Source organism: Mesorhizobium sp. P2_H9, from assembly GCF_056403215.1.
Genome location: NZ_JBFUFX010000003.1, coordinates 35,719 through 48,609 on the forward strand (window position 1 = coordinate 35,719; position 12,891 = coordinate 48,609).

General features: G+C 59.4%; 10 protein-coding genes. 1 reads left to right on the forward strand and 9 read right to left on the reverse strand.

Annotated elements, in window-relative coordinates; all coding sequences use genetic code 11:
* Window positions 1-263 precede the first annotated feature (263 nt).
* Window positions 264-764, reverse strand: coding sequence for an ester cyclase (locus AC1DXN_RS06095; RefSeq protein WP_477269721.1), 501 nt, complete (start codon window positions 762-764; stop codon window positions 264-266).
* Window positions 765-880: 116 nt separating this feature from the next.
* On the opposite strand from AC1DXN_RS06095, the gene AC1DXN_RS06100 reads away from it, so the two are divergent.
* Entirely contained in the window at window positions 881-1,795 is a 915-nt protein-coding gene (locus tag AC1DXN_RS06100) for a LysR family transcriptional regulator (protein WP_477269719.1), read from the forward strand.
* Between the two features lie 795 nt (window positions 1,796-2,590).
* Here AC1DXN_RS06100 and AC1DXN_RS06105 read toward each other — a convergent pair.
* The 8 genes from AC1DXN_RS06105 to AC1DXN_RS06140 all read right to left on the reverse strand — a co-directional run bounded on the left by AC1DXN_RS06105 (window position 2,591) and on the right by AC1DXN_RS06140 (window position 12,790).
* Complete coding sequence (locus tag AC1DXN_RS06105; protein ID WP_477269717.1) at window positions 2,591-4,093, reverse strand: winged helix-turn-helix domain-containing tetratricopeptide repeat protein; 1,503 nt, start codon at window positions 4,091-4,093, stop codon at window positions 2,591-2,593.
* 250 nt (window positions 4,094-4,343) lie between these two features.
* The gene (locus AC1DXN_RS06110) at window positions 4,344-4,715 is read right to left on the reverse strand and encodes a hypothetical protein (RefSeq protein WP_477269715.1); all 372 of its coding nucleotides are present in this window, start codon (window positions 4,713-4,715) and stop codon (window positions 4,344-4,346) included.
* A 198-nt stretch (window positions 4,716-4,913) separates the two neighbouring features.
* A complete protein-coding gene (locus AC1DXN_RS06115; RefSeq protein WP_477269713.1) occupies window positions 4,914-6,974 on the reverse strand; it encodes an SPFH domain-containing protein in 2,061 nt (686 codons plus the stop codon).
* Between the two features lie 335 nt (window positions 6,975-7,309).
* Window positions 7,310-7,651 (reverse strand): autotransporter domain-containing protein, encoded by a 342-nt coding sequence (locus AC1DXN_RS06120; protein WP_477421517.1) that lies wholly within the window; start codon window positions 7,649-7,651, stop codon window positions 7,310-7,312.
* Window positions 7,620-8,930: an HlyD family type I secretion periplasmic adaptor subunit gene (locus AC1DXN_RS06125; protein WP_477421500.1), complete on the reverse strand. Its 1,311-nt coding sequence runs from the start codon at window positions 8,928-8,930 to the stop codon at window positions 7,620-7,622. The genes AC1DXN_RS06120 and AC1DXN_RS06125 overlap by 32 nt, the downstream gene beginning before the upstream one ends.
* Window positions 8,930-10,684 carry a type I secretion system permease/ATPase gene (locus tag AC1DXN_RS06130; protein WP_477269709.1) on the reverse strand — a complete coding sequence of 585 codons (1,755 nt, stop codon included), beginning with the start codon at window positions 10,682-10,684 and terminating at the stop codon, window positions 8,930-8,932. Before AC1DXN_RS06130 ends, AC1DXN_RS06125 begins: the two co-directional genes overlap by 1 nt.
* A gap of 100 nt (window positions 10,685-10,784) precedes the next feature.
* Window positions 10,785-12,176, reverse strand: a complete 1,392-nt coding sequence (eglC, locus tag AC1DXN_RS06135) for an endo-1,3-1,4-beta-glycanase EglC (protein ID WP_477269707.1) — start codon at window positions 12,174-12,176, stop codon at window positions 10,785-10,787.
* Between the two features lie 455 nt (window positions 12,177-12,631).
* The gene (locus AC1DXN_RS06140; RefSeq protein WP_477269705.1) at window positions 12,632-12,790 is read right to left on the reverse strand and encodes a hypothetical protein; all 159 of its coding nucleotides are present in this window, start codon (window positions 12,788-12,790) and stop codon (window positions 12,632-12,634) included.
* Between the last annotated feature and the right edge of the window lie 101 nt (window positions 12,791-12,891).

The window sequence follows — 12,891 nt, forward strand, 5'->3', positions numbered from 1 at the left end:
CCAGGGGTGAAACCCACCATCGTGCCGCAACTGTTCGGGGCCTAAATACAGGCAAGCGCGCGCTTGCACAATCGATTGTGGAAACTAATTTTCAGAGGGTCGGCGCAACTCGAAGCTGATCCGGGGCAACCCGACACGTCGCGAAGCTGCGCCATAGCTTCGCCACCCCCCCTTGGATGATTTCGAGCAACCGCTAGACAGGTTCGATAACGAACCACTGGTAGCACGGTCTTTCAATAATCGATGCCGTTATGGCCTGTGTTTCATCCGCGCAATTGCTGGGCGAGACCGAACAGGTCTGCCGCCCCCCAGTGCTCGACAAAGACGCCGTCACGAATCTTGATGATGTCGGTGGAATTGAATGTCACGCGCTTACCGGTCGGTTGGATACCGAGATACTCACCCCTATGCGTGCCGGTGTAGACAAGATTGGCGCAGATCAGATCCCCCTCGGTCAGGGAGGCATCACTGGTCACGACGAGGTCGGGAAAGGCTTCGATGCGCTTGGCGAAATACGTGACAACGGCCTCGCGCCCGGCAAGCGAGGCTGCGTTGGTCGCTAACGCCTGATGCTGAATATAGCCGTCGGCTACATAGAGCGACTTGAACTTTTCCATATCATGCGCGGTCAATGCGTCGAGGAAGGCCTGCAGTAACTCGCGGTTGGTTTTCGCATTGCCGGCGGCCATAACCGGCAGCGTGCCACCAAGGGCGAACGGCAGAGCAGACAAGGCGGCTACGGCCAGGGCGTGGCGTCGATCCATCGAAGAACTCACCTGCGTTTGATGTTGAAATAATAGATCTCATTCAACGTAACTATGGTCCGCATCGCTGATAATGGGCTAAATCGATCATTCAATCGATACCAGGAGTGCATGAGATGGCAGACCGGCTGACCGGCATGGAAGTCTTCGTTCGAGCAGTAGAACTCGGTAGCCTCGCCGAGGCGGCACGGGCGAGCCGCCTATCAGCCGGGATGGTTGGCAAACATCTTCGCGCACTGGAGGCGCGGATTGGCATCCGGTTGCTCAATCGCACAACACGCCGATTGGGGCTCACGGAAACCGGGCGGACCTATTATGACCGTTGCCGGCAGATCCTCGCCGAAATCAGTGACGCCGAGCGCGAAGCGATCGAGCAGCAGAGGGCGCCACGCGGGCTGATCCGCGTCAACGCCCCAGTCGCCTTCGGTGGGGTGCATCTCGCGCGCGCTATCACGGACTTCAACGCGCAGTACGACGAGGTTTCGGTCGAGGCGGTCCTTAACAACAATTTGGTTGATCTGATGGATGGGGGCTGCGATCTTGCCATTCGCATCACGCGGCTACCGGATTCGGATCTTATCGCACGCCGACTTGCCCCGTGCCGCCGTGTTGTCTGCGCTGCCCCTGCCTATTTGGAACGGTATGGCGTCCCGGAGAGGCCAGAGGATCTTAAACATCACAATTGTTTAATTCATCTTCCGGACACCGATTCCGCCACGTGGCGGTTCAAAGGGGCAAGAAGAGAACAGGCAATTTCGATCAAAGGTCGGGTGCAAGGAAATAGCGGCACGCTTCTACACGAAATTGCTCTCGCCGGCGGCGGTATCGTGCGACTGCCGAGCTTTATTGTCGGCGCGGATCTGAAGGGCGGACGGCTTGTGCCTCTGTTGGCTGACCATATGTGCGAGGAGCTTGGCATTTATGCCGTTTTCCTTGATGCGCGACCGCTTTCGGCAAGAGTCCGCCTTTTCGTCGAATTCCTCGCTCGCCGCTTTGGACCGGAGCCGTCGTGGGACGACTGGATGCCATAATCTGGCAACGGGCTAGCATCGATGGCGAAGGGGTTCGTCTACCCCGATGATTGACTGACACGTTTGAGCTGAGCCGGTCTGCTTCTGCCACTGGTCGCCAAGGGCGAGGTGATTGTTCGCTCGACCGTGTGCCAAGGCGTCTCCTCACTGGCTCGTAGCATTTGGATTTATCGAACAGGCAGAAGGGGTAGCTTTTGGGATAAAGCGTTTGGGGTGCTGAACGGCGACAATTGGGCGCGAAGCTGCCGTTAAAAACATGGTACTTGGAAGTCGTGCTGTCGCGCTATCGGGCCGCAACGTGCCAGGGGGTCGATCCCTTCCAGAGCCACGCAAAAGCCGAATCTAGTATCCTACTTGGTCCATGAGCACCCGCAATTCGGACTGCGGAGCGACCTAGAAAGTTCAAAAAGCTTCCAGGAACCCCAAGCAAACTGGACGCCGCTTCGGACAATCAGGTTCACGGATATCCCGGCGAACATCCGCATAGGAGCGGCCAATATCGTCGGCAAAAGAGCGTCCGAAAAGGGCTGTCGGCGGCTCCGTCGTGGGAACGGAAAAAGAAGAGAAGCAGAACTTTCGTGTGCGATTTTTGCACACGGACTCCCGCAACTATCTGATATTATTCATCTATCTGTCCCATCCATCATGGGGGCAACGGAAAGCCGGAATCTTTTGTAATCGCTTGTCTTGTCTTGCATTCCCGGGAACTCGCGCGGCCTCGATCCTTGCGGCTTTTCGCTGACTTAGGTGATTTCGCGCGATTTTCCTAGCCACAGCTGGCCTTGGACCCTGCCTTCACGCGGGAAAACCGGCCTTTCTGAAGCCTGACATGAAAAGCTCGAGGCCGACTTGGTCGGCGAACGGGAAACCTAAAAACAGCCGGAGAGTCAGGTCGTGTTTCCTCGTCAGTGCTTTCTCGACTTCAGCGCGCGCCTTCTGCGTCTCGCCCAAATGCGCGTACGCCGCTGCGAGGAAGGCATGAATGAAGAATTGGTCGCCGGCCTTCTGATACGAACCGACGGCTTCCGCGTACCTTCCAAGCAGGAAGAGGGAGCTGCCCTTCACCTCCCAGAACCATATCGGAGGTAACGGGTCGCGCTGGAGCGCAGTTTCGAGCACGTTCAGCGCCGTCTCGGCCCGTCCGCCGTAGTTGAGCCAGCTTGCGTAGTCCCCCGCTATGTTCACGTCTAGCGGGTTCAACGAGCGCGCTTGCCCGAAATGCACCCCCGCATCGCTGTGCTGGCGCATGTGCGTAAGCACCAGCCCCATGCTCTGGTGACAGACGCCATCGCTCCTGTCGAGAGCGAGCGCCGTTCGTGCCGAGTCCCAGGCCTTCTGTAGCGTGCGCGGATTGTTGTCGTACCAAAATCTGCCAACGAGGGCCTGCGCGAGAAAGGCGTGGCCTTGAGCGAACGTCGAATCGAGCTCGACACTTCGGACGAACAGGGGCTCGGACTTGTCCAGTTCATACCTTTGGAAGTGCGCGCGCCCCTGCAGGTAGTAGTCGTATGCATCCCAATCGGCCGGAGGCTTGCGTCTGGTCCGGCTCGCCGAATCGGCCTCTGTTTGGCCTTCCACCATCGAGGCGATAAGAGCCGCAACCTCGTCTTGCAATGCAAAGATGTCGTCGAGGGCCCGGTCGTACCGTTGGGCCCAAAGGTGGGTGCCGGTGGCGGCGTCAATCAACTGTGTGGTGATCCGAATGCGATCACCGAGCTTTCGTATGCTGCCTTCGACGAGGTAGCGAACTCCGAGTTTGCTATGGACTTCGGCAATGTCCAATGCCGGATGGCGAAACTGAAAAGATGAATTGCGTGCGATGACGAGGAGGGAGCGGAACCTGGCCAGCTCCGTAATTATGTCCTCGGTTATGCCGTCGCTGAGATACTGCTGGTCCTGATCGCCGCTCAAGTTGGCAAAAGGCAGCACCGCAATCGACGGCTTGCCGGACGGCGGTGTCGGTCTGAGGGATGCGCTCTCCACCGGCTCGACAGTCCCGGTGAAGCGGTAGCCGACGCGAGGCACCGTGGCGATCCACTCGCCGCCGTTATCAGCCGGACCGAGTGCCTTTCTTAGTGTCGCGATTTGGACGGTAAGGTTGCCTTCCTCAACGGCGGTGCCCGGCCAGGCAGCGTCCATCAGTTCGGCCTTGGTCAGGATCTCGCCGGGCCGTGCCGTCAGCGCAGCAAGCAGTGTCAGCCCACGATGCCCAACAGCGATCGGGATCTGCTCTTTAAGGAGCGTCCCGATGTCGGGATCGAGTACGAACGGACCAAAAGCGATGCGAGTCCCCTGCATGTGGGCATACTAGACGTTTCGGAAGTTTTCGGAACCGTTTCGGGACCGCTTAAATCCCTCGGTCGTTTTCGAGGCTATTCATCAACCCAGGCACCGAGTGGCTCAGTTTGAATTCCGGTTGAGATAGGTGTAGATGCCCGCGCCTATGGCAACGGCTCCCCATGGTGTTGGACCGATGACTCTTTGAGCACTGGAGAATCTGCGGTCGATGCTGGCAACGCACGACATGGAGTGGCCCGAAGGCACACATCTACCGGTAACTATCTCGGTCCTTGGCCTTCTCGGCCCTGCAATCAACCTTACCCAAAGCAGCCTTGCGGTAAGCGTCTTCAAACACGCGGATAGCCCTTTCGAATTTAGCTGGATTGGGTGCCAGGTGTTTATCTAGCCCGTGATACAAAAGGATGGAGACTGCCATCATGGCTTTTCCACTTGGGCTTGGGCTCAGCGCCGGGCACCTTTTCAACACGCCATAGATGTTGCCTGAAATTGCTGCAGCCCGATGCAATTTGCCATCCGCCATACGCGCCAAGTAATCGATGTTTTTCTCTTCCTGCCCGGCCGAAGCAGCCGAAATCGTGAAGCAGATTGCTGCGATGACCGTTACTAAAATGCGACCCAAGCGCTTCCCTCTTCTTGCAGTCTACTCGACCCTACTAGTCGCCCTCTATTATAGCCTAGCCTAAGATTCAGAAGTTCGCCAATCGGCAGCAGCGGGCATCAACGCCGTCGGCAAATAGCGTCAGGGCCGAAGTGGGCCGGTCCTTAGTGTGAACGAAAATGGAAAAGAAATGGGCCGGTACAACCGGCCCAGTTTCAATCAATCCTCCGCAACGGATTCCTCCTCAACGGGTGCCGCGATCTCATCCGGTACGATTTGCGGTCCAACCCGGTCGGCAACGAGCATCGAAAGCATCATTTCGACAAGGCCATTGGCAGCCCCCTTCTCGCCGCCGGTAGCGCCGATCTGGATCTGCGGCACGAGCGGCAGCCTGCCATTCTCGATCGCTTCGGCGAAGCGCATGAGAACCTGCGAGTTGAGCTGATAGTCCGGGCCGCCGAAGGCCGCGACCTTTTTCTCGGTGGCCTCGGCCTCCGCCAGACCGATGGCGCGCACCTTCTCGGCTTCCGCAAAACCGGTCGCCTTGATGCGTTCGGCATCGGCAAGCGCGATGGCCTTGATCATGTCGGCCTCGCCCTGGCCGCCGAGGCGCACCTTCTCGGCCTCCGCCTTGGCAGTGACCTGAATGGTTTCCGCCTCCTGGCGGGTGCGGGCGAGTTGCGCCTTGCCCTCGTTCTCACTGATCTCGATGGTAAGTGCCGACGTCGTGATCTTGGCTTGCTGTTCGGCCAGCGCCTCCTTCTCACGCAACGTGCGTTCCTGAATGGCCGCCTTCTCCTGCAATTTATAAGTCTCGACCTTTTCGACTGCGATCTGGCGATCGCGCAGCTGGATCAGGATCTGCTCTATGCTGTTCTGGCCATTGGCAGCACGGGGCGTACCAATCAGCACTTCCTGCAGCTCGAGGCTGTAGGTATTGAATTTTTCGCGCATCTCCTCGCCCGATTTGCGCTGGATATCGCTACGCTCCTGCAAAAGCTGGATCAGCGTCTTTGTCTGGGCGATATTCTTGAAGTAGGCAGAAACCATTGGATCGAGCGTTTGTTCGACCAGCCGCTTGATGTCGCCGAAACGCTGCACCACGAGCGGCGCTTTCATATAGTCGATATGCACGACGACCGAGAGTGGCAGCACAGGCTCGAACGCATCCCTGGTGATCAACGACACTTCAGACAGGTTCTCGTCCAGTCTGTGTTCGCCAAACTGCTCCTTCGTCCATTTGAGCACGAAGTTGGTGGTCGGCACGGTGATGATTTTGCCGGCATAGGTATTGAACGCATACTTGCCTGGCAGAAGCGGCGTTGACCAGACGCCGCGGGCGCCGATTTCGACCAGCTCGCCGTGACGGTATGCCTGCCCGGATATATCCGTGCCGTGGCGGCCGTTATAGGAGACGACGACACCCACCGTACCAACATCGATGATCGTCTTCCCGACCAGTTCGACGGTCGCGAAAATGCGATTGAGGAAGTAGCTACCGTCGGCCAGCACCTGCAGCTGCCGGCCACGGTAGCCACCGGCGCTGAGAAACTTCTCCGGGTCCTGAAAATTGTTGTGGAAGTTCGGGTCGTTCGGATCGTTGGCGACGGTCGGTGCGATGATCTCGCCGTCCGGCAGGGCCGGACCGTCATGGATGGTGACGATACCGATCATGTCATCGGCATTATGGATGACGACCGGCTCAAAGCCGCCCCGCTCCGAGATCATGCTGGACATATTGGAAAAAAGGCTTTGTTCCGACGAGCTCAGATTGATGGCATAGATCGACTGGGCGGTCAGCACGATGAATTGTGCGAGATTGATTGCATAGGTGCCTTCACGCAGGATCTTGCGTTGCGGCCCTTTCTGTCCGCCTTTTTCCAGAAAGCCGCGTACATCCTGGAAATCATCGGCTTCGGTGTTGGAAGCAAGTGTCTGCGTCGGAGGCAGCGGCTTGCCATCACGGGCAAAGACATAGCCGATCTGCCCCTGCGGGATGGTTACAAGATTGGCGCGATGCATCGAATATTGGAACGGCATGAAGAAATGCAGGCCGCCGCGCACGACTTCCGGCTGGTAGCCTGCCTCTCGGTCAAGCGCAATGAAGCCATTGCTGATGGAGCCGCGAAAACTCCATAGTTTTTCCAGGATGCCAAGCCTGTCGTTTGGGATGTAGCGGACCACGCCGCTCCACCTGAACAGTATTGCCAGCACGATGACTGTTACAGCTACCTCGATCGCCGTCCATTTGATCGGGCCGAGATATTGCAGGGCTTCCATTTCTTCGCTCCTGTGGGGCGCGCGGGTTCGTTCACCCGAGGGCCACCCGGTTGGTGTTGATTGATGAAGTGGGGAGATCGCGCGCCGATACGCCCGACCAACTCAAGGGCGTGTCGAACGTTTGGGCTGCTCATTGTCTGGGAAAATGACCGCGCGTCCCGAGTCCCCAGTGGGGGCGGCGTGGCCGTGAGTTATCTCACATCGGTGTTGCCTTGATAGACACTACAAGAAATGACGTAGGTATCTCGCCAACAGGTTTAAAGATATTCCGCGCGGAAATCGTAAAAGTATTTCCACCGCTATTCGGATCGTAGCCTCGCTAGTTGGTCCAATCCCTACCAGTTCAGCTTGAACCCGACATTGCCGCCATAGGTCCGCATGCCCTCGCCGAACTTGCCGTCAAAGGCGGCGAACATCGAGGTTTTGTTGCTCCAGTTCACCTTCAAGCCGGCGTTGACGGCGACTGCGTCTTCAGCGGCAGCGGCCCCCTCGATCACGAACGGATAGCCTGGCGCCGCCTGGAAGCTTGGCTTGACCGAGCGGTCGGGCTCGAACTCATGCACCCAGGCCGCGCGGCCCCTGGCCTGCACCGACTGGCCGTCGCCGACGCTGACCGTGGTGTCGAGCTGAAGGCCGAGACGCAGTTCACTCCTCCCGGAACGCCCGCTGGATCTGATCGGCCAGGGGTTTCACGAGATAGGAAAGCATTGTGCGGCTGCTGGTCGAAAAGAACACCTCGACCGGCATTCCCGGTGCCAGCGGCAATCCTTTGAGCCTGGTGAGATCCTCGCGCGGTAAAACGACGTGCACGGTATAGAAGCTGGCACCACTTCGCTCATCGATGCTGAGATCAGCGGAAATCTTGCTGACGGTTCCGTTGAGCTCCGGCGTCGTTCGCTGGTTGAAGGCCGACAGCCGCAACGTTGCGCCCTGCCCTGGCCTCAGTTGATCGATGTCCTGGGGAGCCACGCGTGCCTCGACGGTCAGTTCGTCTGCCACCGGTACGATGAGCATGATCAGCTCTCCCGGAGAAACAACACCACCGACCGTGTGCACGGCAAGCTGATGAACCACGCCGGTTTGCGGGCTTCGTATGTCGATTCGCTTGAGCTGGTCCTCGGCCGACACCTTGCGCTCGACGAGCTCGGAGATCTTTGCCTGAACATCGCGCAGCTCGGTCGCAACCTCGCTGCGCAGATCCTTGTCGACCTGGATGATCTGCAGGCGGATTTCGGATGTATGACCCTTCGATTGCGCGATCGCCGCTGTAAGCTGCCCGTGCTCGCCTTCCAGGCGCACGGCATCGCGTTCGAGCGCGGTTATGCGATCAATCGAGACCAGCTTGCTTTGCCAAAGTTTAYGCATGCCCTCGAGCTCTATGCCAATCAGCTTGATTTCCTGGCTTTTGGCGTCTCTTTGCTCGGTCAGGCCGGAGACCTCCTCGACAAGCTGAGCGATACGCTCCGCCAGCTGAGCCTTCTGGCCAGCGCGGGCCTGCCTGCGAAACTCGAACAGGGATCGCTCGCCGGCCATCGCGCGGCCGGTCTCGGGTTCCGCTTGCCGCGACATGAGCGACGCCGGAAAGGCCATGACGTCGGCGCCGTCGCGCTCGGCTTCAAGGCGCGCCAGGCGGGCATCGAATTCATCGAGGCTCTTGGTGACAATGGCCAGATTGGCGCGGGTGATCGTTTCATCGAGACGGATCAGGACCTGCCCCGCCTGCACGGCATCGCCTTCCCGGACCAGGATTTGACCGACCACGCCGCCCGTTGGATGCTGCACCTTCTTGTCGCTGGAATCGACGACCAATCGTCCCGAGGCGATGACGGCTCCAGAAAGCTCTGTGACGGCGGCAAGGCTTCCCGCGCCGCCAACAAGCAGGACGCAGGCGGCGACACCGCCCAGCAGATAGCGCCGAATGGTCCTGTCAATCGCGGATGCAGCGCGTTCCGCCATCAGGATGTAGCCTCTTCGGGGCCGGAGACGACCTTCAACGGGACGCCTGCCGGGCGGGTCACCTTGTTCAACACCTCATTCTTGGGGCCAAAGGCCTGCACGCGGCCGCCGGCCATGACGAGCACCTGGTCAAGGCTTGCCAGCGCGCTTGGCCGATGCGCCACGACGACGGCAATGCCACCTCTTTCACGCACGCCCTGGATTGCCACCGTGAGTGCTACTTCGCCTTCGGAATCGAGATTGGAGTTGGGCTCATCCAGAATGACCAGGAACGGATCGCCATAGAGAGCCCTGGCCAGCGCCACCCTTTGTCTCTGGCCAGCCGAAAGCGCCGACCCGGCCTCACCGATCCGCGTCTCGTAGCCTTCCGGCAGATGGACAACGAGATCATGCACGCCGGCAGCGCGTGCCGCCGCCAATATTTTGTCCGAGGGCGCCTGGGGTTCGAAGCGCGATATGTTTTCGGCAATGGTGCCGTCGAACAGCTGGACGTCCTGCGGGAGGTAGCCGACATGCTTGCCAAGCTCTTCGGGCGACCACTGGTCGAGCGTCGCGCCGTCCAGCCTGACGGTTCCGCGCACCGGCAGCCAGATACCGGCGATGGCTCGCACAAGCGAGGATTTTCCGGATGCGCTCGGCCCGATGATGCCGAGGCCGGCGCCCTTCTCCAGCGCCAAGCCGGCATCCTGCACGACCACACGGCGCTCGCCCGGCGGCGTGACGCTGATGCCTTCGACCGAAAGCGCCGATATGGGCGCCGGCAGCGAGACACTTGTTGCAGTTTCGGGAAGCAGGGCCAAAAGCTGCGTCAGCCGAGCCCAAGCCTGGCGGGCAGTGACGAAACCCTTCCAGTGGGCGATGGCCAGTTCGATAGGTGCGAGCGCCCTACCCATCATGATCGAACTGGCGATCATGATGCCGCCCGTCGCCTCCTGATGAATGACGAGATAGGCGCCGATCGCCAACACACCTGACTGCAGCATCATCCGCAGGATCTTCGAGATCGTACCGAGCGTACCCGCCAGGTCGCTCGCTTTCGCATTCGTGTCGAGATAGTCGGCGTTGATGCCCGACCAGCGCTCGGCGATACGTGAGCCAAAGCCCATGGCCTGCAGAACCTCGACATTGCGGCGCGTAGCCTCGGCAAGCGTGTTGCGCGCCGCGGCCTGGCTGTTTGCCCTTTTCGTCGGCTCTCGTGTGCGCATTTCGGCAAGCAATGTCAGGCCAAAGAGAATGACGGCGCCGGCGAGCGCAGCCATGCCAATCCAGAAATGGAACAGGAAGCAAATACCCAGATACAGCGGCATCCACGGTAGATCGAAAAGCGCGGTCGGACCGGCGCTCGACAGAAACGAGCGCACCTGGTCGAGATCGCGCAACGACTGCAGGCCATCGCCGGCGAGCTTGGTGCGCAATGGCAGGCGCATCAGGGCGGCATAGACTTGCCCGCTCAGCTGCGCGTCGAGCGCCATGCCGATGCGCACCAGCAGCCGTGACCGGATGAGCTCGAGCACGCCCTGGAAGGTGAAAAGCGTGGCGGCAAACACGGCAAGCCCGACGAGCGTCGGCACGCTACGGCCAGGGATGACGCGATCATAGACCTGCAGCATGAAGAACGAGCCGGTCAGCGCCAGGATGTTGACGACGCCGCTCATCAACGCGATGCCGGCGAACGCGCGTCGAAACGAAGCCAAAACCGCCGCGAGCGTTGTTCGCGGCGGTTCGGATGGATTGGACTGCGTCGTCGCCTTCACATCAGTTCCTGTTCAGTCTCAGGCAGCAATGCAATAAATGGAAATTGCCGAGGCTTGATGACGAACGTGTCCGTACCGGCCTCACCATCAGCTGTTGCGCCTAGATAAACCAATCCCCCAGCGCATAAGCGTGAACATAGTCGATGTGCATTTCCGCGGGCGTAGCAAGCCCGTCGGCGGGTGCTCCCGCGATGCCGCCAACCGCCAGGTCGACCAGCATGTACATCGGCTCGTGCATGTCGGCAGGCGTTGCGGCATGGGCGACTTCGACGTCGTCGAAATACCAGACCAGTTCGTCTTGCGTCCACAGCACCCCGTATGTGTGGAAGCCTGCGGTGTCCGCGACATAGGGCGTCGCGCCCACGGTTGTGTGCGCTCCCGTCTCGTTCGTGTGGCCAGTCAGGAGGAGCTTGTTAGGGTCCTGGCCGGTCATCTCGATGGCATCCAGTTCCGGCGGCCAGGAACCGTCCGCCGGCAGCAGCCAGAAGGCCGGCCACACACCTTGTTTCTCCGGCATGTCGGCACGGATTTCGAAATAGCCATAGGTCTGCGCGAAGGTATCGTGGGTCGTCAGCAGGCCCGACGTATACTTGTAGTCGTTTATCAAGGGCTGGATCGCTTCCGCAGCCCGGGCGGCGGTTATGGTGAGAACCCCGTTGTCGACGCTGAACGGATGGACGGAACTGGTCGGCGCGTAGTTGGCATCGATATACCATTGAAGCTCGCCATTGTCGGTGAGCGAACTGCCGTTCTCGCCTCCCCACCAGAAGTTCGTGTCCCAGGTGCCGCTCGAGCCGTTCCTGAGGCTCAGCGTGTTGAACTCGTCGGAGAAAGTAAGTTCCAGATGCGACCTGTCCAGTGCCAGATCGAACTGGCCTGCGGTGAACTGGCCGACCGTCTTGTTGGCGAAAACCAGAAACTCGGTGCTGGAAAGATTGAGCCGCACATTCGCGCCCGACTGGACCATATTAGCCTGCACCTGCTCGAAGGAGGTGAAGCCGTAGCTCCCGACGCGCACGGTGTCGTCGGCGCCAAAGTCCATGATCAGGTCGCTGCCGTTGCCCCGGGTAACGACGAAGATGTCCGCCCCCGATCCGCCTTTCAGAACATCATCGCCCTGCAAGCCGTCGAGCGTCTGCTGGCCGGCGCCGCCGGTAATGATGTTGTTTAGCGCGTTGCCGAAAGCATAGTGTTTGTCGCCGGTGACGGTCAGGTTCTCGAAATTGGCCGGCAGCCGATAACTCATCCAGGTCGAGATGGTGTCGACACCCTCATTGGCCAGCTCGACCGGCTTGTTCTTCGTGGAATACAGATAGTAGATGTCGTCGCCCTTGCCGCCATACATCGTGACGCTGACGCTGGCGTCGCCGTAGATGGTGTCGTTGTATATGCTGCCATAGAGTGTCGGGCCGGAATTGGTCGCCGAGTACCACTTTGTCGAGGACCCGGTGTAGGAGAGTGGAACGCCTTTGGCGTTCAGGACGGTGGCCATGCTGGTCTCCTCGTCTCGCTCGATGCCAGCCCTAGCATCTACGGTAGGCAGGAGAAGCCAAACTCTTATTTGGTCGTCGACTTGAGAGAGTTACCAGGAACTTAACACGCAGGCCCTCATTACCTCGACTGCATAAGTATTGGGCAGCCAGCACTTTTTTGGTCACGAGTCGTCGCAATTTTGGGGCGAGGTTTGACGCCGCGATGCGGATTGTCTTGGCCAAGTGCATGCAAAGCAAGCGCGCTTCGCTTGACACGGACACTGAGCAAAGCAATGAATGAACATATATTCATTCAAAAAGCGCGGCTGAATGCGCGAGCTTGGAGACTTCCATGTCAGCTCGAACACGACCCACTGTGTACCCGCGTCGATCGACCGCTCGAGAAAAGTAAGCAAGCGTTTGACGTTGACGTATTTCCCGGGGCGGCATCGCACAAAGTCCTGCTTGATGGTGGTCAGTCCGAATTCCGGTTGAAATAGGTATAGATGCCTGCGCCTATGGCGACGGCTCCCACGGTGATCAAGATGGAGGGCGCGCCCATCATGGTGGCAACAACCGCCCAGACGATGGCAATGGCGATGGCGCCGGCCGTCCCCAAAACGTTTTGAGCCATTTGGGCATTGTCGTTTCTCCGGGCGGTGGCGATGACGCTACGCCAAGCGTCGCACGAATGCTGTCACAGTATGTGAGGTGATGTGCAATCGAACAGGCAGC